Origin of the sequence: Georgenia sp. Z1344, assembly GCF_049856295.1 — a bacterium.
Taxonomy (GTDB): Bacteria; Actinomycetota; Actinomycetes; order Actinomycetales; family Actinomycetaceae; genus JB111.
In genome coordinates, this window is sequence record NZ_JBNDMZ010000001.1 from 321,441 (window position 1) to 346,550 (window position 25,110).

Here is a 25,110-nt window from a genome sequence, read left to right on the forward strand (position 1 = left end):
TCTCGTCCGGGTTCGTCGCGCGACTAGCTCGCCACGCGCAGCCCACGGAAGAAGCGCCCCACGGCGGCCGGGTCGTCCAGCGGGCTGACGAGTGCGACATGCTGGTCGGGACGTACCACGACGACCGCGCCGTCCCGGTCGATACCCCTCTCGTCGAAGACGTCCGGATCCGGCAGTGCCGCGTGGACCCCGTCGCGGTCCACGAGACCGAACGGTCCGACGCGGGGAAGGAACACGCGAGGGACCTGTGCCAGATCGACGGCGTGGTGGTCCTGCTGGAGCACCAGCTGGCAATCGAACCACGCGTGGGGTGTCGCGCCGTCGGGAACCATGGCGAAGGGGGACGCGGAGGATTCGGTGAGCCATGCGGCGAACCGCGTCAGAGCGGATGATCGTGTGCCTGCTCCGGGACGGTCGGCGAACACGTACAGGCGCCATCGTCCATCGGCCGTGGCACTGCGACCGAGCCGGACGGTGTTCCCGTTCGAGACTCGTTGAACGGTGGCGAAGGTGAACCGTCTGCCCACCAGGTAACCGTGCGCGGCCGAGGACCCGGGTACGGGGCCGATCGCGACCGAGCTCCGGTACTGCGTCGCCGTACCGGTGCGGAACTCCTCGGCGGCCATGTAGTAGCTGGCGATGTCGGCAGGGTCGGCGAGTTCGGCCGACCGGCGCGCCATCAGCGCCGCCCACTCCTTGTCGAAGTCGATGAGGTTCTTCGCGACAGCCCGGCGCTCCGTGTCGTACGTGGCGAGCAATGACGCGGGCGCCCGCCCGTCGAGGACGTGGCCGAGCTTCCATCCCAGGTTGAAGCCGTCCTGGATCGAGACGTTCATTCCCTGGCCGCCCTTGGCCGAGTGGGTGTGGCAGGCGTCGCCGGCGATGAACACGCGCGGTTCGCGGCCCCCGGCGCCGTCGTCGAAACGTTCTGCGAGGCGGTGGCCCACCTCGTAGACGCTGTACCACACGACATCCTTCACCTCGAGCGTGTAGGGGTGGAGGATCTCCTGCGCCTTGGCGACGGCGACCTCGAGCGGCGTGTTGCGCACACGGCGGTTGTCACCCTCGGCCACCTCGCCGAGGTCGACGTAGAGGCGGAACAGATGGCCGCCCTCCCGGGGGATCACCATGAGGCTGGCGCCGCTGCCGGACTTGACCATCGTCAGCTTGCGGACGTCGGGGAAGTCGGTGTCGGCCAGCAGGTCGAGCACGCCCCAGGCGTGGTTCGACCGGTCGCCGGGGAAGCTGATGCCGAGCATCTTGCGCACGGCGCTGTGGGCACCGTCGGCACCGACGAGGTAGCAGGCACGGACGATGCGGTGCCCCCGCTCCGGATGCTCGAGTCCGACCTCGACCGGGTACTCGTGATCCTCGGTGACACGGAGGGAGACGAGGGTGTGGCCACGGTCGACCTGCATGCGGGTCGGGGCGTTGGCCATGTGCTCGGTGAAGTAGTCGAGGACCCGCGCCTGGTTGACCGTGGCATGCGGGAACTCGCTCAGGCCGTATTCGTCGTCGATCGCGACCCGCCCCCGCACGATGCGACCTGCGTCGGCCGGGTCGGGGTTCCAGAAGGCCAGCTCGGTGACATGGTGCGCCTCGGAGGCCAGCCGGTCCGCGAAACCGAACGCGTGGAAGATCTCGAAGGAGCGCGCCTGCAGGCCGTCGGCGTGGCCGACAGCCAACCGGTCCGACCGCTGGTCGATGATCCTCGTGGTGATCGTGGGGAACTGCGACAGCTGCGCGGCCACGACGGCACCAGCAGGCCCGGCCCCGACCACGAGGACGTCGACGCGGTCCGGAAGCTTCTCGGGACGGTCGACGCCGGTCCCCGCGGCGGGCTGGATGCGGGGATCCCCCGTGACATACCCGTCGTGGTGGAACTGCATGCGAATACCTCCGCGCTCAATCAGCCGCGGAAGCCGCGGTCGTCGTGGGCAGGGTGCCGGTCAGCCAGTCCTCGATGGTTCGGCACCACGTCGGCCACCTCGGATCGAATGTGAGGCCGTGGCCGGCCCCCTCCAGCACGAGGTGGTCGGCACCCAGCCGACGAGCAAGCCCCACCACCGTGTCCGCGGGAGTGAGCATGTCCTGCTCACCAGCCAGGACGAGGACCGGCACCGAGACCAGCGACTCGTCGACGTCGGCCTCCCACCGGGTGGCCTGCCAGCATGCCGTGGGTGACTCCGGCTGGAGGCGAGCGTAGATCTCCTCCCACGTCTCGGCTGGTGCGTCGCGGAAGAACAGCTCCCGCGCCTCGTCCGGGGGAGGCGGTCCCCAGAGGCTCGTAGCGTCGATCTCGAGCGGGATGGGTTCTCCGGCACAGCTTCGGGGTACGACCGGCGTGAGCAGTACGAGTGCTCGGACCCGGTCCGGGTGCGATGCCGCGTATGCGAGCGACGCCAGGCCTCCCATGCTGTGACCGACGAGGATCGGTGGTTGCTCGAAGGCGTCGACCGCCACGCCGACCTCATGGGCGACCTCGGGTAGTCCGCGTGCCAGCCATGCCTCGTCGGACAGCCGACGCGAATAGCCGTGCGAGTACCAGTCCAACGCGACCGATGTGCGTCCTGCCTGCGAGGAGAACCATGTCTGTGTCTGCTCCCACTGCCAGCCTCCGTGGCAGCCGCCGTGCACGAACACGACGGGCGCCCGAGCCTCGCCCACGGTGGGTTCCGAGCGATAGAGCGCCACCCCGTCGACTACCTCGGTCGGTACTCGGTCACCGGTCATGCCCGCCTCCTTGGGGACTCCGCGTCGGTGCGGTAACGCCAGATTAGGAGCGCGTTCCTGAGACGCGTATCACCCACGGGGGTACAAGACCGTCCGCGCGTGTGTACCCGATGGGGCGATATCCCGCGGTCGAGCTCGTACCTAGTCTCTGGCGTGACGTGTACGTGCCCAAGGGAGGACGATGTGAGCGCCGTCGGCAGTGCCCCCCGACCCGATGACGACGGCTGGGTCCTGCTCGCCGGCCACCTGGCCAGGAGCCCGTCGGTGACCGGAGCTCTCGAGTCGGCCGGCCTTGGCTGGCGAGCCCTTCCCACCGGTACGGCGGACGAGGAGACACTCAGCGGAGCGATCGGCGCCATCCTCCCGCCCGCACGCGGGCTGACAACAGGCGAGCTCGCGGCAGCACCCCGGCTGCGTGCCGTCGTCAGCCCCGTCATCGGCACCGACCAGCTACCGCTGGCCGCCCTCGCCGAGCGCGGCATCCCGGTTGCGCACGGCGCCTTTCCCGAGAACGTCATCGGCATGGCGGAGGCCGCTGCCGGACTCGTCGTCGCACTCGTGCACCGGATCAAGGCCAAGGAGGCGGCGCTCCTCGCACAGGTCCCACCGGCCCACGTCGGTGGGCTGGTCAGTGGACGGACCATCGGGCTGATCGGTCTGGGCCGCATCGGCTCCGGCGTTGCGGAGCGGCTGGCCCCGTGGGGCTGCCGAATGGTCTCGACGAGCTCGGCAGCCGGTCGGACCCCGGGCGTCGAGCCGGTGACGATGCCTGAGCTGCTGGCCGCCTCCGACGTCATCAGCGTCCAGGTCCCTCTCACCGAGACCACCCGCGGGCTCGTCGGAGCGGACGAGATGGCAGCCATGCGTCCCGGGTCGGCGCTGGTGACGATCGGCCGCGGGGGAGTGGTCGACGAGCTCGCGCTCGCCGCCGCCCTCGACGCCGGCCACCTGTCCGGGGCGGCCGTCGATGTCTGGGAGACCGAGCCACCGCCCCCCGACCACCCGTTGCTGGGCCGGCCCGACGTCATCGCGACCGGCCACAACGTCGGCCACAGCGAGGAGAGCTACGCGCGGATGTCCCAGCTCGCTGTCGAGCAGGTCGTCGATCTGCTCGAGGGTCGCGAGCCGCTGTACCCGCTGCCCCCGGCCCGGTCCTGAGCGCCGAGGACCGCGCCCGCCTCGTGCTGCCGACCCTCCGTCGTCGTAGGGCATCCGTCGCTGGTACCCGTTCGGGTGACTGTCCGGCCGGCGTGCCAGTCATTACCTTGTGACAGAACGCACGCGACGTCGCACGACGTCGGCCGACGGTCAATGACCGACCGTCCACCGACCCCGGTCACTCGCGCCGGGCGCCGCGGACCGACGCGTGTCCACGACGATCCGAAGGAGCATCACGTGACGATCATCGGCGCCCCTGCGCTGACCATCACTGACCTCACTGCTCAATTCATCGGCGGCCGGTGGCGTGAGGGCAGCAGCGGCACGGAGCTGCTCAACACCGACCCCTTCAGCGGTGAGGTCCTTGCGAGCTACCCCGCCGCCTCGCTCGACGATCTCGACGCCGCCTACCGGGCAGCGGACGAGGCGCGACGTGGCTGGCGCGAGATGAACGCGTACGAGCGTCGCGCGATCTTCGAGAACGCCGTGACGTACGTGGAGAGCCACCGCGACGAGATCGTGACGATGATCCGCCAGGAGGTCGGAGGCACCGCGCTCAAGGCCAACTTCGAGATCGGCCTGGTCACCGACATCCTCAAGGAGGCTGCGACCTTCCCGCTGCGCATGGAGGGCAAGATCATGCCCTCGCCGATTCCGGACCGCGAGAACTACCTGTTCCGCGAGCCCCTCGGCGTCGTCGGCGTCATCAGCCCGTTCAACTTCCCCTTCTTCCTGTCGATGAAACCGGTCGCCACGGCACTCGGTGCCGGCAACGCCGTCGTGCTCAAGCCGCACGAGGACACTCTTGTCACCGGTGGCACCCTGCTGGCGAAGATCTTCGAGGAGGCCGGGCTGCCGGCCGGCGTGCTCAACGTCGTCGTCACCGACATCTCCACGATCGGCGACGGCTTCGTCGAGCACCCCGTCCCGCGCGCCATCGTCTTCACCGGTTCCAACGCGGTGGGCGCGCACGTCGCCGAGGTCGCCGGGCGCAACCTCAAGAAGGTGCTGCTCGAGCTCGGCGGCAACAATGCGTTCATCGTGCTCGACGACGCCGACCTCGACCTCGCCGTCGACGCCGCCGTCTTCTCCCGGTTCACCCACCAGGGCCAGATCTGCATGTCGGCGAACCGGGTGCTCGTCCAGAAGGGCATCCGCCCGGCGTTCGAGGAGAAGTACGTCGCCAAGGTCGAGTCGCTCACCGTCGGAGACCCGGGTGCGCAGGACACGATCATCGGCCCCGTCATCAACGAGCGTCAGGCCACCAACCTCGGGGGCCTCGTGCAGCGCGCCCTCGACGCCGGCGCCCGCCCGCTGGTCAAGGGCGAGGTCGACGGCACCCTCGTCCACCCGACCGTCCTGACCGACGTCACCCGCGACATGGAGGTGGCGCGCGTGGAGATGTTCGGCCCTGTCGTCGTCCTCGAGGAGTTCGACGCCGACGAGGACGCCGTGCGCATCGCCAACGACTCCGACTTCGGCCTGTCCGGCGCGGTGCACACCACCGACATCGAGCGCGGCATGCGGATCGCCCGCAACGTCGAGACCGGGATGATCCACATCAACGACGCCTCGATCCACGACGAGCCGATCATTGCGTTCGGCGGCTCGAAGCAGTCCGGGTTCGGCCGGCTCAACGGCCAGTGGAGCCTGGACGAGTTCACCGAGATGAAGTGGATCTCCGTCAACCGGGGTCGGCGCCGGTTCCCGTACTGACCAGGTCCTGGCGCCACCGATCGGTGGGCGGTCCTGATCCCGACGCCGTCCCGATCTCCGTTCCGTCCACCAGTACCTGTTCGGGGACTGACGTCCTCACGGTGAGCGGCCGTACGGTGCCGACACCTCACCATCCGCAACTGACGGCGGCGCGGGGCCACCGCGCCGCCGTACGGCAAAGGAGCCCGCCATGACCGTCGTCGTCGGATACGTCCCTACCGATGTGGGGCGAGCCGCCCTTCGCCGTGCAGCCCACGAGGCCGAGCTGCGGGGCTGGAAGCTCATCACCGTGTACACGGACACCATCGACAGCCAGTTCGACCAGGACGAGCAGGACGCACTGGCCGCCGAGCGCAAGGTGATCACCGACCACCTCGATACGATCGGCATCGAGCACGAGATGCGCAGGTTCACAGGCAAGCCGGCCGTGCGCGGCACCGATCCCTCACTGCCGGAACGTGGGATCGATCCGGGCGAGGACATCGTGGCTGTGGCACGGGAGAGCGGTGCCCGGCTCGTCGTGCTCGGGCTGCGTCGGCGCTCGCTCGTCGGCAAGCTCCTCATGGGCTCCAACGCCCAGAAGATCATGCAGAACGCCCCGTGCGCGGTCCTCGGCGTCCACGTGGATGACGTGACCGAGTGACGGACGGAGGTCGGCCGTCACCGACCGGCCTGCTCGGCGCCTTCATCGGGATCCTCCTGGTCGCGGCGACGCTTCGGGCACTCGTCACGCCTGTCGGCCCGATCCTGGGAACGCTCGAGGAAGAGACGGGCGTCGGACCTGCTGTCCTCGGCATCCTCACCGCTCTGCCTGTGATCGGCTTCGCGGTGGTGTCGCCGCTCGTGCACTCGATGTCCGGCCGACTCGGCGTCGAACGGACGGTGGTGCTCGGGCTGGCCCTCATCGTCGGGGGAGCGGTCCTCCGCTCGGCGACGGACTCGGCCGTGACCCTGCTGGCCGGTACCACCGTGCTCAGCGCGGGGGTCGCCGTCGGCAACGTCCTGGTCCCCGTGGTCACCAAACGGTACTTCCCGTCCCGCGCCCCCGACGTCACCGGCGCCTACATGGCCGTCCAGACGATCGTGGCGGCGCTCGCCGCCGGCCTGGTCGTCCCGCTCCACGCGCAGACCGGGTCGTGGCAGGTGGCGCTCGGCGCCTGGGGCATCCCCGGGATCGCCGCCCTGCTGTTCTGGCTGCCGCGGTTGCGCACGCCGGTGGAGAGAGTGATCCGCGAGAGATCGGTGGGCGGTTCCGTGCCGCGCTCGCCCTGGCGTACCGCCGTGGGTTGGCAGGTCGCGGGCTACTTCCTGTTGCAGTCCGGCGTCTTCTACCTGACGATCAACTGGCTGCCGAGCGTGACCGTGGACCTCGGATTCTCCGAGGCTCGTGCCGGTTGGCAGGTCTCGTGGCTCATGCTCGTGTCCATCGCGGCCAACGTCGCCGTGCCCCGACTCATGAACGTCGGGGGCGACCAGCGGTTCGTCGCCGTGCTCCTTCCGCTGCTGGTCCCGCTGCCGCTCGTGGGCCTCGTCGTGGCACCGGGGGCCGACCTGCTGTGGGTCGGGATCCTCGGGCTGTCCTCGGGCGGGTCGATGGTGCTCTCGCTCAGCCTCATCAGCCTGCGCAGCGCCGATCCCGACGCGGCCGCCAGGCTCTCCTCGATGGCGCAGACGGTCGCCTACAGCGGTGTCGCCGTCGTGCTCGTGCTGGCGAGCGTGATCCGGGACGTCGCGGGCCCCGGCACCCACATCCTCTGGCTGATGGGCGCACTGGGCGCCGGCCAGCTGCTCGTCGGTCTGCTCGTCGGTCGCGACCGTACGATCGCCCGCTCCGCCCAGCGGGACCGGACCCGTCGAGAAGGAATGGACCCGTTCGGGTAACTGTGGCGGATCCCGCACGCGCCATAGCCTCGCAGGAGCAGTCCGATCCACCGCCCGCACCGGGGCCCCGTCGCACGCCGGGAGCCCGACGCGGAGCGAACGGATCGATGCCCGGTTCGACGGAGAACAAGGAGGGAGCGGCAGATGTACAGCATGCACAAGCTGCTGTGGGACATCCGGAATGTCCCCGCGGTCAACCAGCGATTCCTCGCGGACGCCGACGAGGTCCTCGACGAGTACGAGGTCGAAGGCGAGCCCCGTCGGGCTCTCAAGGAGCTCGACTTCAAGGCGATGCACGAGCTCGGCTACAACCCCTACCTCATCTACTTCTGCGCGATCCAGCTCCAGGTGGACCGCGCCGACTACTACGCCCAGATCCGGGGCGAGAAGGAGCTGTCATGACGTCGAACAACGGACGCATCGCCGGGGCGTTCACGGCCTCGCACTCACCCGGCATCACCGGCTGGCCCGAGCGCCCGGACCAGACCAAGAAGGAGAAGGTCTACGCGGCCTACGACGAGGTCCGCCGGCGTATCGACGAGATCAACCCCGACGCGATCGTCGCGGTCTCCGTCGAGCACTTCACCAACTTCAGCTTCGCCAACCTGCCTGCCTTCGCGATCGCGACCGCCGACTCCTACCTCGGCCCGGTGACCAAGGAGATGGGCGAGTTCCTCAATGTCGAGCAGCACGAGTACCCGGGCAACGGCAAGCTGGGCCGCCACATCTACGAGTTCGCCCTCAAGGCCGACTTCGACCCGGCGCTCGTCGAGGGCGGGCTCGCGTTCGACGAGAACTTCTGCGTGCCCTTCAAGCTCATCGACCCCGAGTCGAAGTACCCGCTCGTGCCGATCATCGTCAACGGCGTCAACCCGCCGTGGCCGACCGCCCGCCGCAGCTACCACTTCGGCGAGATGATCAAGGCCGCCGTCGAGGCGCAGAGCGAGGTGCAGACGGTCGTCGTCGTCGGCACGGGCGGACTCTCCCACTGGGTCGGCCTGCCGGAGTCCGGCACCGTCAACGAGGAGTTCGACCGCGACTTCATCGAGCGCATCGAGTCCGGCGACCCGGAGCAGCTCAAGTCCTATTCGCCCGAGGACATCGACGCGGCCGGCAACGGCGCGCACGAGATCCGCACCTGGATCGTCGCCGCCGGCGCCGTCGGCGGCGCGCCGTTCGACGTCCTGGCCTACGAGCCGATCCCCGAGTGGCTCACCGGCACCTCCGTGGCTGCCGCCCGGGTCTGACCCGGGCATCCGACCTGACAGCACGCACCACCCCGCGCACCCCGCGCACGACCAAGGAGTACATGTGAGCAAGCTTCCCAAGGTGACTGGCGCCGACCTCCGTGGAGTCATGGCCTACCCCCCGACGCCCGCACTGCCCGGGGCGTCCGCCGTGGACGCCGTCGACACGGTCGACGTCGACGAGACGCAGCGGATGATCCAGAACCTCATCAGGGACGGCGTCGACGCGATCGCCACCAACGGCACGCTCGGAGAGATGGCGACGCTGACCCTCGACGAGTGGAAGACGTTCGCGCAGGCCGTCGTCGAGACCGCGAAGGCCGAGAACGACAACGTGCCGATCTTCGTCGGCGCCACCACGCTGAGCACCCGCGAGACCGTCTCGCGCATGAAGTACCTCGCCGAGATCGGCGCCACCGGGACCCTCCTCGGTCGCCCGATGTGGGGCAACATGGTCGGCCCCGTGATGGAGAAGTTCTACCGCGACGTCACCGAGGCGGTCCCCGAGCTCGCCGTGGTCGTCTACGACAACACGGCGGCGTTCGGCGGCATCATCCCCCGCCCCGTCTACAAGACGCTCGTCGAGCTCCCCCAGGTCGTGGCGGTGAAGTACGCCGGCGGCGCCTCGGTCGGCTTCCGCTACCACAACGACATGGCGCACACGGGGACGAGCTTCCCGCTCATGCCGATCGAGACCGACTGGTTCCCGGCCTGGGAGATGTACGGCGAGGACCTCGTCGGCATCGCCTGGTCCTCCACGACCGCCATGGGCCCCGGCCCGGTCCTTGCCCTGCGCGACGCCCTCCAGCAGGGCCGCACGGAGGATGCCCGCTGGCTGACCGAGCGGCTGCGCTGGGCGCACGAGCCGTTCATCGTCGGACAGGACTTCTTCGAGTTCGCGAAGTACAACATCCAGCTCGAGAAGATCCGCGTCAACGGTGCGGGCTACATGAACGTCGGCGAGAGCCGCGTGCCCTACACGGACGACTTCGTCCCCGAGGAGCACGTCCGCACCACCCAGGAGCACGTCAAGCGCTACCTCCAGATCGGCAAGGAGATCGAGGAGCGCCTGGGCGTGCCGCTGACCAAGCAGCCCACCAAGTAGGTGATGACATGACGACGGATTCGGTCGGCACGGACATCGAGGAGGTCCTGGAGCAGATCCGCACCGGGGTCCCCGAAGGACGACTGCCGTCCTACGTGTACAACGACCAGCAGATCTTCGACCTGGAGCAGGACAGAGTCTTCGCCAAGTCGTGGTGCTTCCTCGCGCACGAGACCGAGATCCCGAAGAACGGTGACTACGTCACGCGCTACATCGGGAACAACAACATCATCGTGGCGCGGGACGAGAAGGGCGAGATCCACGCGAGCTTCAACATGTGCCGGCACCGCGGCAACATGATGTGCAAGTCGGAGATGGGCAATGCGTCCCACTTCCGGTGCTCGTACCACGGCTGGGTGTACAAGAACTCCGGTCAGCTCATCGGCGTGCCCTACATGAAGGAGGGGTACGAGGGTCGGCTCAAGCGCAAGGAGTGGGGGCTGCTCCCCGTGCGTATCGAGACGTACGCGGGCCTGATCTTCGGATGCCTCGACCCCGACGTCGAGCCGCTCGAGGACTACCTCGGTGACTTCACCTTCTACCTCGACTTCTTCCTCAAGCAAGGGGTCGCAGGCAGCGAGGTGCACGGTCCGCCGGACCACTGGATCACCGAGACCGACTGGAAGATCGCGGCCGAGAACTTCGCGGGCGACGGCTACCACACGCCCGTGGCCCACCAGTTCGGCTTCAACCTTGGGTACTTTCCGTCCTCGGGTGCCACCCACTCGCAGGGGTGGGCGGCCAGCATCCCTGGCAAGGGACACGGGATCGGGCTCGGCCACTCGCCGAACTTCCCGCCCTTCGCCGGCTTCCCCGACGAGGTCGTGGAGAGCATGAAGAACGCGTGGACCGACGAGCAGATCGAGGTCTTCTCCCAGGTGCGCACCGGGGTAGGGACGATCTTCCCCAACCTCTCCTTCCTCATGCAGCCGTTCAGCCTCATCCCCGGCGAGGCCGGGGTCAGGTTCACGACGATGCGGCTCTACCACCCCATCGGTCCGGGCAGGACCGAGATGTACTCGTGGTGCCTCGTCCCCAAGGACGCGCCCCAGGCGTACAAGGACGAGGCATACCGGTGCTACACCCTGGCCTTCGCCCAGGCAGGCACGTTCGAGCAGGACGACCTCGAGAACTGGGCGCGGGTCACCCGGTCGGCGAAGTCGTCCATCCTGCGGCAGCGGAACGTGGAGTTCCCCTACATCATGGGGATGGAGTCGGAGCCTGACCCGGAGTTCGCGGGACCCGGCCATGTCGTCACGCCCTACGTCAACGACACCAACTTCAGGAACTTGTGGAGTCGGTGGTCGGACTACCTGACCGGACGGGCGTGGTCCAGGTGAACGCAGATGTCGAAGCTGGCAGGACACGCGTGGGGCCCGACACCGTGTTCGCGATCCAGGACTTCCTCAACCGTGAGGCCCTGGCACTCGACGAGCGGCGGTACCGGGACTGGCTGGAGTACCTCGCCGAGGACATCCGGTACGAGGTGCCCCTCCGGGTGACCCGGGAGGGGCTGGCGGAGTGGGAGGTCTCGCCGACTGCGCGGATCTTCGACGACGACAAGCAGACCCTGACGATCCGTGTCGAGCGCCTCGAGACGGACTTCGCCTGGGCCGAGCAGCCGCCGTCTCGGACCCGGCACTACGTGACGGGCATCGTCGTCGACCCGGGGGAGGTCGACGGCGAGTACCTGGTGCGGTCGAACTGCCTCATCTACCGGAGCCGGGGGGACAGCCCCGACCCGAACCTGTACTCGGTCGCACGCACCGACACGGTGCGGCGCACCGGGGACACGTTCGAGATCTCCCGGCGCTGGGCAGTCATCGACCAGTCGGTCATCAACGCACACAACCTCTCGATCTTCATCTGAGGGGAGGAGAGACATGAGCGAGAACCAGGGCACGCCCGACGCCGAGAACCCCGAGACCGGGGAGATGCTCGAGTATCCGCGCGACGGCGGGAACGACGGTCCGATCATCATCGCCAACGAGTTCGCCGACGTGGTGGTTCGCAAGGTCGAGACCCGCAACGGCATGCGGCTCGAGATCTGGTCGCCCAAGCGTGGCACCGCCGTCCGCTACGACGCGGTGGCACTGGACTGCCTGAGCTACCAGGAACCGGAGTTCATCACGTCGCTGCTGGCCCGGAACCCGGGAGCATGACACAGACCGCGACCGGACCCGCTGTCCTCGTGACGGGCGGCGGGTCCGGGATCGGTCGTGGGGTGACCGACCGATTCGTGGCCGACGGTGCGCGGGTCACCGTGCTCGAGCGGTCCGAGTCCAACGCCGCGAGGCTGCGGCAGGACCACGGTGACGCGGTACGCGTCGTGGTGGGTGACGCGGCGGACGCGGACACCGTCTCTCGCGCCGTGGACGAAGCCGGCGTGGACGGCGGTCTCGACCACCTCACCTGCTGCGTCGGAGTGTTCGACCAGTACGCCTCGATCCGTGAGCTGGACGCTGCCGCGCTGGAGCAGGCCGCCGTCGAGATCTGGCGCCTCAACGTCCTGACGACGCTGCTCGCGGTCAACGCCGCCTACCCGGCGCTGAGGGCACGCAGGGGTTCCGTCACCCTCACGTTGTCGGAGTCCGCGTTCCACCCCGTCGGTGGCGGCGTGCTGTACGGCAGCTCGAAGTGGGCGCTGCGCGGCGTCGTCGCCCACCTCGCCGCGGATCTTGCCCCCGAGGTCCGCGTCAACGGCGTCGCCCCGGGCGGCACCGGCGGCACGAGGTTCGGCGGGCTATCGACCCTCGACCAGACGTCGACGGCCGACCAGGACGCGAGCCGCGACGCGCGGATCGCCGCCGGCACGCTGCTGGGGCGCACGCCCACGCCGGCGGACCACGCCGGCGCCTATTCCTACCTCGCCGATGCCGCGCAGTCCGGCATCGTCACGGGGATCGTCATCAACACCGACGGTGGACGGAGACACTGACCATGAGTGCACACGGCAGGACACTGGTGTCCGAGGTCGTCGGCCAGACGCTCGCCGAGCTCGGCGTCTCACACGTCTTCGGCGTGGTCGGCAGCGGCAACTTCGAGGCGACCGAGGCGCTCGTCCGTGCCGGAGCGAGCTTCGTCGGCACCCGTCACGAGTCGGCCGCCACCGGCGCGGCCGACGCCTACTGGCGCACGAGCGGCGCGATCGCGGTGTGCACCGTCCACCAGGGTCCTGGACTGACCAACACGCTGACGGCCCTTGCCGATGCCGCCAAGGCACGGTCGGCACTCGTCGTCATCGCCGGTGCCACGTCGGCCGGCGCGACCCGGTCGAACTTCTACATCGACCAGGCGCGGCTCGTCGAGGCCGCAGGTGGGGTCGCCGAGCGCATCTACGGAGCCGCCACCGTCGCCCAGGACGTTCGCCGCGCCTACCGTCGCGCCCTGGTCGAGCGGCGGCCGGTCGTGCTCGACATGCCCCTCGACGTCCAGGGCGAGGTGATCGTGGGCCCCCTGCCGCCCTCGGCTCCCGTCGCACCGCTGCCGCGCACGGTCCCGGCAGCAGACTCTCTCGACGCGCTGGCCCGCGCCGTGCGCGCCGCGTCCCGACCGGTCATCGTCGCCGGCCGCGGCGCGTGGCAGTCCGGCGGGACAGAGCAGATCACCGATCTCGCCGAAGCCATCGGCGCGGCACTGGCGACGACCGCGCTCGCGAAGGGCATGTTCGCCGGTCACGCCCGGGACGTCGGCATCGCAGGAGGCTTCTCGGACCAGCCCGCCGTCGAGGCGCTCGAGAGCGCCGACCTCATCCTTGCGCTCGGCGCGTCCCTCACCACATGGACCACGCGCGGGGACACGATCTTCGACCACGCTCCCACCGTCGTCCAGGTCGACGACGACCCCGTGTCGCTGTCGCTCAACGACCACGTCGACCTCGAGGTGCTCGGCGACGTCCGCGAGACCGTGTCGGCGCTGCTCGAGACTCTGCGCGCGGAGGGAGCAGCGGCGACCGTCGTGGAGCCAGAACCCCGCGGGCTTCAGGAGCGCGAGGTCGATGCCGACGAGACCGCAGGCGCAGGGGACCGTGCGACCGACCGGCGCTGTCATCCGGGGGACATCACCTGCGCACTGGACGAGATCCTGCCCGCCGCGCGCACGCTGGTCGTCGACGGTGGGCACTTCATCGGGTGGCCGGTCCGGTGCATCGGAGTCCCCGACCCGGCCGGCTTCGTCTTCTCCAGCGCGGGCTTCCAGTCGATCGGACTCGGGATCGGTGCGGCGATCGGTGCCGCCGTCGCCCGCACCGACCGGCTCACGGTGCTCGCGGCAGGCGATGGCGGACTGCTCATGTCTCTTCCCGAGCTCGAGACCTTGTCGCGGCTCGACCACCCCGTCGCCGTCATCATCTACAACGACGCGGCCTACGGCGCCGAGGTCCATCACTTCCGCCGACTCGGGTCCGGCCTCGACCTCGTCCAGTTCCCCGAGACGGACTTCGCCTCCGTCGCTGCCACGCTCGGCCTGCGCAGCTCCGTGGTGCGCGGCACCGATGATCTCGCCGACTTCCGTTCCTGGTGCGGCGAACCGAACGGCGCCTACGTCCTCGACCTGCGCATCGATCCCGACGTCGTCGGCCCATGGGCGGAACAGGACTTCCTCGGGCACTGAGATCCGGTGCCGACGGAGCCGGCCGCACCCCATGCGGTCGACGCACCGGCACCTCCCACCCGCGACGACGAGGAGCAACTCACCGTGACCATTCGACGAGACGTCCGTGGCATCGACATCCACACGCACGTCATGCGATCGATCGGGCAGGAGGACACCCGGCTCAACCCCGCGGAGGAGGCGATCGCTGCGACCTTCCGAGGCGGGAGGTTCCTCGACCTCCTGGAGATGGCCGAGTACTACCGGCAGCGCAACCTCGCCCTCGTCGCCTTCACCGTCGACGACCGCACCCGTTCCGGGCAGCCCCCCGGAGTGTCTGCGGAGGAGATCGCGCTCGCCGTGGTGGAGCACGGTCTGGACGACGTCGTCATACCGTTCACCTCGGTCGACCCGCACCGAGGGGTCGAGGCTCTGCGGGATGTCGAGCGGCACGTGCGTGAGCTCGGCTGCCGCGGTGTCAAGCTGCACCCGAGCCAGCAGGGCTTCTACCCCGACGATCGCCAGTTCTACCCGCTGTACGAGACAATCACCGAGCTCGGCGTACCGATCATCGTCCACTCGGGGCAGACCGCGGTGGGCCGTGGTCAGCGGGGCGGGGGAGGGATCCGGCTGAAGTACTCCGACCCCATGAGACTCGACGACGTCGCGGTCGACCACCCGGATCTTGACATCGTCATCGCACACCCCTCCTTCCCGTGGCAGGACGAGGCGATCGCGGTCGCCCTCCACAAGCCCAACGTCTACATCGACCTCTCGGGCTGGGCGCCGAAGTACTTCCCCCCGCAGCTCGTCCGGTACGCCCGCACACAGCTTCAGGACAAGGTCCTGTTCGGCTCGGACTACCCGGCGATCACCCCGGACCGGTGGTTCGACGAGTTTGCGGCGTACGAACTGCCCGAGGACGTCTTCGACAAGATCGTGCGGCGCAATGCCGCGCGGCTGCTCGGTCTCGAGCTCGGCACGGACTGATGACTCCGCCCGTGCCGGCCAATCATGTCCCGTTGGACCTTTGACGAGAGAAAGTACCCGGTCGGGGCACATTCGCCACTGGCTTACCGAACTACCTTCAACTGCACCCCACAACGAGGTCGGGGCTGTCCACCTGAGGAGCACCGCATGAACGTTCGCCGTCGAACGACAGTGATCGCCGTAGCCATGCTCGGCTCCGGAGCTCTTGGCGCCTGCACCGGTAGCGGCGGCGGGAACGAGGGGTCCGGTGGCGAGGGAGGGGTCACCACCCTCCAGTACGCCTTCTTCGGTCCGGCGGGCTCGCACGCGGGCCAGCAGATGGAGGAGTGGGCCACCCTCGTCGAGGAGCGGACCGAGGGCCGTGTCGAGGTCGAGACGTTCCCGGGCGGCACGCTGCTCGGCGCCGGTGACATCTACGACGGTGTCACCGAGGGCGTCGTCGACGTGGGGCTCGACTCCCCGCACAACGACGCCTCGCGCTTCCCGCTCAGCTCCGTCCTCACCGTCCCGCTCGGGATCCCCGACGGTCGGGTCGGCAGCGCCGTCTACTACGACCTGATCGAGGAGTTCGAGCCGACCGAGTTCGACGGCTACCACGTCGTCACCGCCTTCACCGCCGAGCCGTCCTTCATCCAGTCCGTGTCGACCATCGAGTCGTACACCGACATGGCCGGCGCCGAGATGCGGGTGTCCGGGGCGACGGTCCCGCTCGCCGAGGCACTGGGCTACGTCCCGGTCGGTATGCCCATCCCGGAGGTCGCCGAGGCGCTCCAGACCAACGTCGTCGACGGTTACATCTCCTCGCGAGACGTGCTCCGTGACTTCGGGCTCGCCGAGTCGATCTCGACCGTCATCGAGTACCCCTTCGGCCTGGCCGGCACCTTCGTCGCCGTCATGGATCAGGAGGACTTCGACGCGCTGTCCGATCAGGACCAGGCGGTCATCGACGAGCTCAGCGCCGAGATGTCCCAGTTCGCGGCCGCCTACCAGGACGACGAGAGCGTCGCCGGCGCGATCGAGCACGCCGAGACCGAGTACGACGTGCAGTTCATCGAACCCACCGAGGAGGACGCGGCCGCCTTCGACGAGATCACGAGCCAGGTGCAGCAGGAATGGGTCGAGGCCCACGCGGGTGCCGACTTCGACGCCCAGGCGGTCCTCGACCGAGCGCTCGAGCTCGTGGCCGAGCACAGCGCGCAGCAGTAGTTCGACCTCCCACCATCCGTCACGTCCCTCGACGTCCCGAAGGAGCACATCATGAAGCGCAAGACCCTGAGCGCCACCCTTGCCGTCAGCGCCACCGCTCTGGTCCTCGCCGCCTGCACCGGTAGCGGCGGGGGCGGCGATGCCGCAGGCGGCGAGGACGAGGCGATCACGCTGTCGTACGCCTTCTTCGCCCCCGCCGCGTCGTTCCCCTCGATCCAGATGGAGGAGTGGGCGACCCAGATGAACGAGCGCACCGACGGTCAGGTCATTGTCGAGACCTTCCCCGGTGGCACCCTCCTCAGCGCCGGAGACATCTACGACGGCGTCAGTCAGGGCGTCGTCGACGTCGGGCTGGACTCTCCCGCCTACGACACGGAACGGTTCGCATTCTCCTCGGTCATCAACCAGCCGATCGGCATGGAGAACGCCCAGGTCGCCAGCGCGACCTTCCTCGATCTCCTTCTCGAGTACGAGCCCGCGGAGTTCGAGGACTACGTCATCATCACCGCCTTCACCACGGAGCCGGCCTACATCCAGTCCGAGAACCCGATCACCACCGCGGCCGACTTCGAAGGGGTGAGCCTGCGCAGCTCCGGTGCGGCCGTGCCCACCCTCGAGGCGTTCGGGGCCAACCCGGTCGGGCTGTCGATGGCCGACGTCGCCGAGAACCTGCAGACCGGTGTGGTCGACGGGTACATCTCCTCGCGCGAGGTCATGCGCGACTTCTCGCTCGCTGAGATGGTCAGCTACGTCACCGACTACCCGTTCGGCGTGTCCAACAGCTTCGTCGCCGTCATGGACCGTGAGGCTTTCGACGCCCTGCCTCAGGACGTCCAGGACACCATCCTCGAGCTGCGCGAGGAGATGAGCGTCTTTGCGTCCGAGCTTCACGACGGGGACAACGTCGCCGAGTCGCTGACGTTCGCCGAGGAGGAGCACGGCGTCGAGTTCGTCGACGTGGACGAGGCCGAGGCCGCCGAGTGGGACGAGATCATGAGCGGGCTGGCCGACGACTGGGTGGCAGCCAACGAGGGCGCGGACTTCGACGCCCAGGAGGTCCTCGACCGTATGCGCGAGCTGGCCGACGAGCACGCGGCCGAGCACGGAGAGGGCTGACCGCGATGAACGCCTTCGTCCTCCTCACCGAGCGGGTCAGTCGTGTCCTCGCCTGGGGCGCCGGCCTCGGGGTGGTCGCGATGCTTGCCGTCATCATCGGCAACTACGTGCTCCGACTCTTCGGCCAGCCGCTCGCGGGAACGTTCGAGCTCGTCTCGTTGTGCTCGATCATCGTCGGTGCACTGGCCCTGGGCGAGGCCCAGGTCTACAAGGCCCACGTCGCCATCGACATCGTCACCGTGCGGCTGCCCAAGAAGGTGCAGCTCGTCGTCGGAGCGATCGTGACGGTTGCCTCGATCGCGCTGATGGTCCAGGTCGTGCTCGCCCTGACCATCTACTCCTCGAACATGACCGCCTCGGGCGCGTCGACCGACTTCCTCAAGCTCCCGATCGGCGCGATCGTCTGGATCCTCGTCGTCGGCTTCGGCGGGCTCGTCCTCGCGCTGCTCGGCGACCTCGGGCGCGTCGTTCGCGCCTGGCGCGACCGCAGCCCCGAGCTGGACATCTGGTGAACCGCGGGCCAGGTCCCGCGTCCCACCCCGTACCTCCCCAAGGAGACCACTCGTGAGTCCCACGGTCATCGCCGTTCTCGGCATCGTCATCCTGCTCGGGATCCTCTTCCTCAGGCTCCCGGTCGCCTTCGCCATGCTCGCCGTCGGATTCTTCGGTTCCGTGACGCTCAGCGGCCAGGACGCGGCGCTCCAGCTCCTTGCCTCGGATCTGTACCGGCAGTTCTCGTCCTACACGATGGCCGTGGTCCCCCTCTTCATCCTCATGGGGCAGATCATCTTCCGGACCGGGATGAGCTCGAAGCTGTTCGATGCGGCGTACAAGTGGGTCGGCCACTTCAAGGGGGGAGTCGCTGCGACGACGGTGCTCGCGAGCATCGCGTTCTCCGCCGTGTCCGGGTCGAACTCTGCGGCGACCGCGACGATGGGCTCCGTCGCGCTGCCGGAGATGAAGAAGTACGACTACGACCCGCGGCTCGCCGGGGCGGCAGTTGCCGTCGGCGGCACGCTCGGCATCGTCATCCCACCGTCGACCGCGCTCATCATCATCGCGGTGCAGTCCGAGCAGTCCATCACCACCCTGTTCGGAGCCACGCTGCTGCCGGGGTTGCTGACGGGGCTCGCGCTGCTCATCACCGTCTTCGTGATCGCGGCGCTCAAGCCGGAGATGGGCCCGGCCGGCCCCAGGGCGACGTGGGGCGAGCGCTTCCGGTCCCTCGGCGGCGCCATCGAGGTGGGCATCCTGTTCACCGTCGCGATCGTCGGAATGTTCGCCGGCTTCTTCACTCCGACCGAGGCCGCAGCCGTCGGTGCTTTCGGTGCGATCGTCATCAGCCTGGTCACGCGCACGATGTCGCTCAAGCTGTTCTGGCAGTGCGTGATCGAGACGCTCCGCATCTCGGCGATGGTCATCCTGCTGGTCGCCAGCGCCATCGTGTTCGGTCGCTTCCTCGCCCTGAGCCGTGTGCCGTTCGAGCTCGCAGAGTGGGTCTCGGCCCTCCCCGTCGCCCCGACGGTGGTCGCCATCATCGTCATCGGCATCTACCTGCTCGGCGGTGCCCTCATGGACGCCCTCGGTTTCCTCGTCATCAGCATCCCGCTGCTGTTCCCAGTGATGACCGGCCTGGGATACGACATCGTGTGGGTGACGATCGTCCTCACGCTGGTGACCACGATCGGGGCGATCACACCACCGGTGGGCGTCAACGTGTTCATCACGGCTGGGCTCGACAAGACGCTGGACGTCGTCACCGTCTTCCGTGGGACGTTCCCCTTCCTCATCCCCTTCGGGCTGATGATCGCGCTCTTCTTCGTGTTCCCCGAGATCATCCTGTTCTCCGTCAGCTGAGACCTGAGGAGGTACGACGCCATGGCCGAGACTCTGCACCGGGAGCAGCACGGACGCGTGCTCGTCCTGACGATCGACCGACCCGCCAAGCGCAACGCGCTCGACCAGACCACTGCCTCGGCGATCGCCGACGCGGTGGGAGGTGCGCCGGACGACATCGGGTGCGTCGTCCTCGCGGCCAACGGTCCGCACTTCAGTGCTGGTCTCGATCTCAACGAGCTCCATGAGACCGACGCCGTCGGGGCACTGACCCACTCGAGGCGTTGGCACCGGTTGATGGACCAGGTGCAGTTCGGGGCGGTGCCTGTCGTCAGTGCGCTGCACGGCGCCGTCATCGGTGGGGGCTTCGAGGTCGCCGCAGCCACGCACGTCCGGGTGGCCGACACGTCGACCTACTTCGCTCTCCCCGAAGGGGCCCGGGGGATCTACGTCGGTGGCGGAGGAACAGCCCGTCTTCCGCGGCTCATGGGCACAGCCCTGATGACGGACATGATGCTCACCGGCCGCGTTCTCACTGCGGAGGAGGGGGAACGGGCCGGCATCGTCCAGTACCTCGTCGGCGAGGGGCAGGCGACCGAGAAGGCCATCAAGATCGCTGAGCGGATCGCCGGCAACGCGCGGATGACGAACTTCGCGCTCACCCAGATGTTGCCGCGGATGCACGACGCCGGCCAGGAGGCGGCGCTGGTGACCGAGTCGCTCATGGTGGCCGTCGCGCAGCAGGACACCGAGGCTCGGTCGAGGCTGGGCGACTTCCTGTCCGGTCGGTCCGAGCGGGTGCGCCCCGCGGGTGGCGGCGAGGAGGACGCGTGAGTGCCGGTTCCGTCGGCGTCGTCGGGACGGGGTTCATCGGCGCGAGCTGGACCACGCACTTCCTGGCCCGCGGGTACGACGTCCTGGCGTACGACGTCGCAGACGATGCCGAGGAGCGGCTGAGGGCCGGGGTCGGGAAGCGCTGGGACGCGGCCTGCCGGCTCGCGCCCGACCGAGATCGGGGCACGCTCTCCGTGGTCGGCGACCTCACCGAGGCCGTCGACGGCGTCATGCTCGTCCAGGAGAACCTGCCGGAGCATCTCGACCTCAAGCAGGAGGTGCTGAGTCACGCCGACGCAGCTGCGGCAGCCGAGGTGGTCATCGCCTCGAGCTCCTCCGCACTGCGGCCGACGGACCTGCAGGCGCACTGCGACCACCGCCCGGGGCGCGTCGTGGTCGGGCACCCGTTCGACCCGCCGCACATCGTGCCTCTCGTCGAGGTCGTGGGAGGAGAGGCGTCGAGCACCGCCGACGTGCGGCGTGCGCTCGATGCCTACACCGCGCTGGGCAAGCGGCCCATCCACGTGCGGGCCGAGCTGGTCGGCCACGTCGCCAACCGCCTCCAGGGTGCCCTGTGGCGCGAGGCCTACTCGCTGGTCGCCACCGGTGCCGTCTCGGTGGCCGACGTCGACACGGCGATCAGTGCCGGACCCGGCCTTCGCTGGGCCCAGTACGGCCCGTTCGTCAACCTGCATCTCTCCGGCGGCGAGGGGGGACTGGCCGACATCCACGACCGCATGGGTCCGACCATGGAGGCCATCTGGGCCGACCAGACCACGCCGACACTCGACGACGAGCTGCGCGCCCGTGTCGAGGAGGAAGCCGCCGCCGTCGTGGCGGACGGTGCGGAAGCAGTCCGCCGACGCCGCGAGGAGCTGCTCGTGCAGCTCCTGCGGATCCAGTCCGAGAGCTAGCAACGAGAGGGCAGCACCATGCGCGACGCAGGAGTGGGCTCGTGGCCCGCCCGCCAGGTTCGAGCCACCCCGGACAAGACCGCCATCCTCTTCGAGGGTGCCGAGCTCAGCTACCGCGAGCTCCACCGGCGCAGCGTGCGGCTCGCTCATGCGTTGCGTGCCAGGGGTGTCCGCCACGGAGACCGTGTCGCCTACCTCGGTCCGAACCACCCGGCGCTCGCCGAGACGTTCTTCGCGGTGACGATGCTCGGGGCCGTCATCGTCCCGCTCAACGTCCGCCTGGCCCCCTCCGAGCACTCCTACGTCCTGTCCGACTCGCGGGCCCAGGTAATCATCCACGACGGCGACCTGCGCGAGACCGTTGCCGCCCTCGACGACGACCTGCCGATCGAGCACCGGATCGCCGTCGGGGACCTGCCGGTCGATGGTGCAGAGCAGTTCGAGGAGGTCCTCGCGGGAGGTGCCGAGACCCCGATCGACGAACCCGTCACGCTCGAGGACGTCGCCATGATCCAGTACACATCGGGGACCACCGGACACCCCAAGGGCGTGATGATGACGCACGGCAACATCACGTGGAACTCGATCAACATGATGATCGACATCGACATCCGTACCGATGAGATCAGCCTGCTCGTCGCCCCGTTGTTCCACACCGCGGGGATGAACAACTGCTTCCTCACCACCGTCCTCAAGGGCGGTACCACCGTGATGATGCGCTCGTGGGAGGTCGATCTCGCCGTCGACCTCATCGAGCGCCACCGAGTGACGATGTTCCTCGGCGTGCCGACGATGTTCCAGGTTCTCGCGCAGTCTCACCGCTGGGCGGGCGCCGACTTCTCGTCGTTGCGCACGCTCCCGTGCGGATCGGCGCCCCTGCCGCGCGCGCTCATCGAGACCTACGCCGACAGGGGCCTGACCTTCCTCCAGGGGTACGGGATGACCGAGTCCTCGCCCAACGCGACCTTCCTGCGTGCGGACCGGGCGCTCGAGAAGGTCGGCTCCGCGGGGACGCCCTGCTTCTTCAGCGACCTCCGCATCGTCGATCCGCTCGGCAACGACGTACGTCAGGGCGAGAAGGGCGAGGTCATCCTCTCCGGTCCCAACGTCATGCGGGGGTACTGGGAGATGCCGGAAGCCTCCGCCGAGACGGTCGACGCCGACGGCTGGCTGCGATCCGGCGACGTGGCGATCCAGGACGAGGAAGGGTTCGTCTACATCGTCGACAGGCTGAAGAACATGATCATCTCGGGCGGCGAGAACATCTACCCGGCCGAGGTGGAGGATGCTCTGTTCCGCCATCCCGCCGTTGCCGACTGCGCCGTCGTCGGCGTTCCCGACGAACGCTGGGGGGAGGTCGGGCACGCGTACGTCGTGCTCGTCGACGGCGGGAGCGTCGACGGTGAGCAGCTCAAGGATTACCTGCGGGACAGGCTTGCCGCCTACAAGGTGCCGAGAACGTACGAGGTGCTCGATCGTCTGCCGCGGAACGCGTCCGGCAAGGTCGTCAAGAAGGACCTGCGCGAGCGCGCCGCGGGCACCGCCGGTTCCGGCCGCACCGGGTCCTGAGCGGGTGATCCGGCGGTGCGGAACGGGCCGAATTGACCCGGCTGGGTAATGGGCCGCTTCTCGTCGCCGACCTAGCATCGAACGCATCACAGGAGCCGTACCAGCGTAGCGACGGCGTTCCGACCATCGTCCGATCCACCGTCGCCGGGCCGATCGCCCGCACCGCCACCACTACTCCACCGGAGGACCACGTGCTCGAGATCCGCAAGCTCTTCTCACAGGTCGACGTGACCTACACCGCTGCCGGCGCGACCGACGACGGTGAGCCGCTGCGCAAGGTCGTCGTCGCCGCCGTCGTGGCCAACCCCTACGCCGGGAAGGGCTTCATCGAGGACCTCCAGCCGATCATCGACGCCTCCGCCGAGCTCGGCACGCTACTGGGGACCGAGGCGGCGAAACTCCTCGGCGCGCCGGTCGAGAGCTACGGCAAGGCGGGGATCGCCGGCATCAACGGCGAGCAGGAGCACGTGAACGCGGCACTGACCTCCGTCTACGGCAACGCGTTCCGCGACGCCATCGGCGGCGGGAAGGCGTGGATCACCTCGGTGACCAAGGTCGGGCTGGCCGGCGACACGATCGACGTGCCGACCGCCTTCAAGGACGACGTCTGGGTGCGCAGCCACTACGACGCGACCGAGGTCCGCGTCCCGGACGCGCCCCGTCCCGACGAGCTGCTCATCATCGGCGCCGTCACCAACCGTGGCCGGATCAACGCCCGCGTCGGCGGCATGTCGCTCGCCGAGGCGAAGGAGAAGGGGGCGACGGCGTGACCAGCCTGGCTGTCGTCGGCGCGGGAGCCGTCTTCTCCGGGGACATCGACTCTCCGGTCCTCGACGGGATCGACACGCTGATCGCCACCGACGGCACGATCACGGCCCTCGGGACCCGTGCGTCGCTCGCCGCAGAGGTCGAGTCCGCCGACCAGGTCCTCGACGCCGACGGGATGACGCTCGCCCCCGGCCTCATCGACTCGCACTGCCACGTCGTGCTCGGCGACTACACGCCACGGCAGAAGACGGTCGACTTCCTCGCCAGCTACGTCCACGGCGGCATCACGTCCGTGGTGTCGCCGGGCGAGATCCACGCGCCGGGCCGACCGCACGACGCGATCGGCGTCAAGGCGCTCGCCATCGCGGCGCGCTCGACCTTCCGGAACTTCAGCCCCGGCGGCATGACCGTGCACGCCGGCGCCGTCGTCCTCGAGCCCACGCTCACCGAGCAGGACTTCGCCGACCTGCAGGAGGCCGGGGTCAACCTCGCCAAGTTCGGGTTCGGCCTCTACGAGGACCCCGCCGACGGCGCCGACCAGGTGCGCTGGGCGCAGCAGCACGGCATCCGCGTCATGTGCCACTCCGGTGGTGCGTCGATCCCGGGGAGCCAGCCGATCACCCCGGACCACCTGCTCGCCCTGTCCCCGGACATCTGCGGCCACATCAACGGTGGGCCGACCGCGCTGGACCCCGCGGGGGTCGACCGGATCATGGACGAGACCGACATGGCTCTCCAGCTGGTCCAGGCCGGCAACTTCCGCTCCTCGGTGCGCATCCTCGAGCGGGCCGCCGCGAAGGGCATGCTGGCCCGGATCGTCATCGGTTCCGACACGCCCACCGGGACCGGCGTCATGCCGCTCGGTGTCATCAAGACGGTCGCCGAGCTGTCCTCGTGGACCGACGTCGATCCCGCCGTGCTGTGGGCCGCCGCCTCAGGCAACAACGCCCGCACGTGGGACCTGCCGGCCGGCTTCCTCCAGGTGGGCCGTACGGCCGACCTCGTCCTGATGGACGCCCCCTGGGGCTCGCTCGCCGGAGACGCGCACGGCGCCCTGGCCACCGGTGACATCCCCGGCATCGCCGCCGTCGTCACCGGGGGAGAGGTGCGCGCCCTGCGCTCCCGCAACACACCCGCATCCGCTCGTTCCGTCACGCCGACGCCGGCGCTCGCGCACCTGGCGTCCTCCGGCCACTGAGCACCGCCGGGCACCCGCCCGGATCACGAAGGAGACGACTACTCATGGCACTCAAGCTCACGCTCGACCTCGACCTCTGCCAGGGCTATGCCAACTGCCTGATCGAGGGACCGGGCTACTTCGACTTCGACGACGAGGCGGAGAAGGCGATCCTCCTCAAGGAGGACGTCCCGGACAGCGATCGTGCACTCGCGGAGAACGCGGTGCGTGGCTGCCCGGCGCGCGCCATCGCGCTCGAGGAAGACTGAG

Annotated in this window: 25 protein-coding genes; 23 read left to right on the forward strand and 2 right to left on the reverse strand. The window is 69.0% G+C overall.

What is annotated here, in order from left to right:
* Nucleotides 1-23 precede the first annotated feature (23 nt).
* Both ACPYO6_RS01520 and ACPYO6_RS01525 read right to left on the reverse strand, forming a co-directional pair.
* Nucleotides 24-1,889, reverse strand: a complete 1,866-nt coding sequence (locus ACPYO6_RS01520; protein WP_425713117.1) for an FAD-dependent monooxygenase — start codon at nt 1,887-1,889, stop codon at nt 24-26.
* 16 nt (nt 1,890-1,905) lie between these two features.
* Nucleotides 1,906-2,733, reverse strand: a complete 828-nt coding sequence (locus ACPYO6_RS01525) for an alpha/beta hydrolase (RefSeq protein WP_425713118.1) — start codon at nt 2,731-2,733, stop codon at nt 1,906-1,908.
* 183 nt (nt 2,734-2,916) lie between these two features.
* On the opposite strand from ACPYO6_RS01525, the gene ACPYO6_RS01530 reads away from it, so the two are divergent.
* The 23 genes from ACPYO6_RS01530 (at nt 2,917) to ACPYO6_RS01640 (ending at nt 25,109) form a co-directional block, all read left to right on the forward strand.
* A complete protein-coding gene (locus ACPYO6_RS01530; protein ID WP_425713119.1) occupies nt 2,917-3,891 on the forward strand; it encodes an NAD(P)-dependent oxidoreductase in 975 nt (324 codons plus the stop codon).
* A 237-nt stretch (nt 3,892-4,128) separates the two neighbouring features.
* A complete protein-coding gene (locus ACPYO6_RS01535; RefSeq protein ID WP_425713120.1) occupies nt 4,129-5,607 on the forward strand; it encodes an aldehyde dehydrogenase family protein in 1,479 nt (492 codons plus the stop codon).
* Between the two features lie 190 nt (nt 5,608-5,797).
* Nucleotides 5,798-6,250, forward strand: a complete 453-nt coding sequence (locus ACPYO6_RS01540) for a universal stress protein (protein ID WP_425713121.1) — start codon at nt 5,798-5,800, stop codon at nt 6,248-6,250.
* The gene (locus tag ACPYO6_RS01545; protein ID WP_425713122.1) at nt 6,247-7,488 is read left to right on the forward strand and encodes an MFS transporter; all 1,242 of its coding nucleotides are present in this window, start codon (nt 6,247-6,249) and stop codon (nt 7,486-7,488) included. The genes ACPYO6_RS01540 and ACPYO6_RS01545 overlap by 4 nt, the downstream gene beginning before the upstream one ends.
* Before the next feature lie 144 nt (nt 7,489-7,632).
* The gene (locus ACPYO6_RS01550; RefSeq protein WP_425713123.1) at nt 7,633-7,890 is read left to right on the forward strand and encodes a hypothetical protein; all 258 of its coding nucleotides are present in this window, start codon (nt 7,633-7,635) and stop codon (nt 7,888-7,890) included.
* The gene (locus ACPYO6_RS01555) at nt 7,887-8,735 is read left to right on the forward strand and encodes a hypothetical protein (protein WP_425713124.1); all 849 of its coding nucleotides are present in this window, start codon (nt 7,887-7,889) and stop codon (nt 8,733-8,735) included. Before ACPYO6_RS01550 ends, ACPYO6_RS01555 begins: the two co-directional genes overlap by 4 nt.
* A gap of 64 nt (nt 8,736-8,799) precedes the next feature.
* Nucleotides 8,800-9,840, forward strand: a complete 1,041-nt coding sequence (locus ACPYO6_RS01560) for a dihydrodipicolinate synthase family protein (protein WP_425713125.1) — start codon at nt 8,800-8,802, stop codon at nt 9,838-9,840.
* Nucleotides 9,841-9,848: 8 nt separating this feature from the next.
* Nucleotides 9,849-11,180, forward strand: coding sequence for an aromatic ring-hydroxylating oxygenase subunit alpha (locus tag ACPYO6_RS01565; protein WP_425713126.1), 1,332 nt, complete (start codon nt 9,849-9,851; stop codon nt 11,178-11,180).
* A gap of 29 nt (nt 11,181-11,209) precedes the next feature.
* Nucleotides 11,210-11,710 (forward strand): aromatic-ring-hydroxylating dioxygenase subunit beta, encoded by a 501-nt coding sequence (locus ACPYO6_RS01570; RefSeq protein WP_425713127.1) that lies wholly within the window; start codon nt 11,210-11,212, stop codon nt 11,708-11,710.
* Between the two features lie 13 nt (nt 11,711-11,723).
* Complete coding sequence (locus ACPYO6_RS01575; RefSeq protein WP_425713128.1) at nt 11,724-12,002, forward strand: hypothetical protein; 279 nt, start codon at nt 11,724-11,726, stop codon at nt 12,000-12,002.
* Nucleotides 11,999-12,778, forward strand: a complete 780-nt coding sequence (locus tag ACPYO6_RS01580; protein WP_425713129.1) for an SDR family NAD(P)-dependent oxidoreductase — start codon at nt 11,999-12,001, stop codon at nt 12,776-12,778. Before ACPYO6_RS01575 ends, ACPYO6_RS01580 begins: the two co-directional genes overlap by 4 nt.
* Before the next feature lie 2 nt (nt 12,779-12,780).
* Nucleotides 12,781-14,451 (forward strand): thiamine pyrophosphate-binding protein, encoded by a 1,671-nt coding sequence (locus ACPYO6_RS01585; protein ID WP_425713130.1) that lies wholly within the window; start codon nt 12,781-12,783, stop codon nt 14,449-14,451.
* A gap of 84 nt (nt 14,452-14,535) precedes the next feature.
* Nucleotides 14,536-15,420: an amidohydrolase family protein gene (locus ACPYO6_RS01590; RefSeq protein ID WP_425713131.1), complete on the forward strand. Its 885-nt coding sequence runs from the start codon at nt 14,536-14,538 to the stop codon at nt 15,418-15,420.
* Nucleotides 15,421-15,567: 147 nt separating this feature from the next.
* On the forward strand, nt 15,568-16,626 hold the full coding sequence (locus ACPYO6_RS01595; protein ID WP_425713132.1) for a TRAP transporter substrate-binding protein: 1,059 nt from the start codon (nt 15,568-15,570) through the stop codon (nt 16,624-16,626).
* 51 nt (nt 16,627-16,677) lie between these two features.
* A complete protein-coding gene (locus tag ACPYO6_RS01600; protein ID WP_425713133.1) occupies nt 16,678-17,742 on the forward strand; it encodes a TRAP transporter substrate-binding protein in 1,065 nt (354 codons plus the stop codon).
* Nucleotides 17,743-17,747: 5 nt separating this feature from the next.
* Nucleotides 17,748-18,254, forward strand: a complete 507-nt coding sequence (locus ACPYO6_RS01605; protein ID WP_425713134.1) for a TRAP transporter small permease — start codon at nt 17,748-17,750, stop codon at nt 18,252-18,254.
* A 52-nt stretch (nt 18,255-18,306) separates the two neighbouring features.
* On the forward strand, nt 18,307-19,599 hold the full coding sequence (locus ACPYO6_RS01610) for a TRAP transporter large permease (RefSeq protein ID WP_425713135.1): 1,293 nt from the start codon (nt 18,307-18,309) through the stop codon (nt 19,597-19,599).
* Nucleotides 19,600-19,620: 21 nt separating this feature from the next.
* A complete protein-coding gene (locus tag ACPYO6_RS01615) occupies nt 19,621-20,412 on the forward strand; it encodes a crotonase/enoyl-CoA hydratase family protein (protein WP_425713136.1) in 792 nt (263 codons plus the stop codon).
* Nucleotides 20,409-21,326, forward strand: a complete 918-nt coding sequence (locus ACPYO6_RS01620) for a 3-hydroxyacyl-CoA dehydrogenase NAD-binding domain-containing protein (protein WP_425713137.1) — start codon at nt 20,409-20,411, stop codon at nt 21,324-21,326. Before ACPYO6_RS01615 ends, ACPYO6_RS01620 begins: the two co-directional genes overlap by 4 nt.
* An 18-nt stretch (nt 21,327-21,344) precedes the next feature.
* Nucleotides 21,345-22,895: an o-succinylbenzoate--CoA ligase gene (gene menE, locus ACPYO6_RS01625; protein WP_425713138.1), complete on the forward strand. Its 1,551-nt coding sequence runs from the start codon at nt 21,345-21,347 to the stop codon at nt 22,893-22,895.
* A 191-nt stretch (nt 22,896-23,086) separates the two neighbouring features.
* A complete protein-coding gene (locus ACPYO6_RS01630) occupies nt 23,087-23,665 on the forward strand; it encodes an amino acid synthesis family protein (RefSeq protein WP_425713139.1) in 579 nt (192 codons plus the stop codon).
* A complete protein-coding gene (locus ACPYO6_RS01635) occupies nt 23,662-24,861 on the forward strand; it encodes an amidohydrolase family protein (RefSeq protein WP_425713140.1) in 1,200 nt (399 codons plus the stop codon). The genes ACPYO6_RS01630 and ACPYO6_RS01635 overlap by 4 nt, the downstream gene beginning before the upstream one ends.
* Before the next feature lie 44 nt (nt 24,862-24,905).
* On the forward strand, nt 24,906-25,109 hold the full coding sequence (locus ACPYO6_RS01640) for a ferredoxin (RefSeq protein WP_425713141.1): 204 nt from the start codon (nt 24,906-24,908) through the stop codon (nt 25,107-25,109).
* The last annotated feature ends 1 nt before the right edge of the window (nt 25,110 follow it).

What these genes read in the sequence shown, in the direction of transcription:
- ACPYO6_RS01520 (WP_425713117.1), bottom strand. Translation starts at nt 1,889, where the DNA reads ATGCAGTTCCACCACGACGGGTATGTCACGGGGGATCCCCGCATCCAG.
- ACPYO6_RS01525 (WP_425713118.1), bottom strand. Translation starts at nt 2,733, where the DNA reads ATGACCGGTGACCGAGTACCGACCGAGGTAGTCGACGGGGTGGCGCTC.
- ACPYO6_RS01540 (WP_425713121.1), top strand. Translation starts at nt 5,798, where the DNA reads ATGACCGTCGTCGTCGGATACGTCCCTACCGATGTGGGGCGAGCCGCC.
- ACPYO6_RS01550 (WP_425713123.1), top strand. Translation starts at nt 7,633, where the DNA reads ATGTACAGCATGCACAAGCTGCTGTGGGACATCCGGAATGTCCCCGCG.
- ACPYO6_RS01555 (WP_425713124.1), top strand. Translation starts at nt 7,887, where the DNA reads ATGACGTCGAACAACGGACGCATCGCCGGGGCGTTCACGGCCTCGCAC.
- ACPYO6_RS01565 (WP_425713126.1), top strand. Translation starts at nt 9,849, where the DNA reads ATGACGACGGATTCGGTCGGCACGGACATCGAGGAGGTCCTGGAGCAG.
- ACPYO6_RS01575 (WP_425713128.1), top strand. Translation starts at nt 11,724, where the DNA reads ATGAGCGAGAACCAGGGCACGCCCGACGCCGAGAACCCCGAGACCGGG.
- ACPYO6_RS01580 (WP_425713129.1), top strand. Translation starts at nt 11,999, where the DNA reads ATGACACAGACCGCGACCGGACCCGCTGTCCTCGTGACGGGCGGCGGG.
- ACPYO6_RS01585 (WP_425713130.1), top strand. Translation starts at nt 12,781, where the DNA reads ATGAGTGCACACGGCAGGACACTGGTGTCCGAGGTCGTCGGCCAGACG.
- ACPYO6_RS01595 (WP_425713132.1), top strand. Translation starts at nt 15,568, where the DNA reads ATGAACGTTCGCCGTCGAACGACAGTGATCGCCGTAGCCATGCTCGGC.
- ACPYO6_RS01600 (WP_425713133.1), top strand. Translation starts at nt 16,678, where the DNA reads ATGAAGCGCAAGACCCTGAGCGCCACCCTTGCCGTCAGCGCCACCGCT.
- ACPYO6_RS01605 (WP_425713134.1), top strand. Translation starts at nt 17,748, where the DNA reads ATGAACGCCTTCGTCCTCCTCACCGAGCGGGTCAGTCGTGTCCTCGCC.
- ACPYO6_RS01615 (WP_425713136.1), top strand. Translation starts at nt 19,621, where the DNA reads ATGGCCGAGACTCTGCACCGGGAGCAGCACGGACGCGTGCTCGTCCTG.
- menE (WP_425713138.1), top strand. Translation starts at nt 21,345, where the DNA reads ATGCGCGACGCAGGAGTGGGCTCGTGGCCCGCCCGCCAGGTTCGAGCC.
- ACPYO6_RS01640 (WP_425713141.1), top strand. Translation starts at nt 24,906, where the DNA reads ATGGCACTCAAGCTCACGCTCGACCTCGACCTCTGCCAGGGCTATGCC.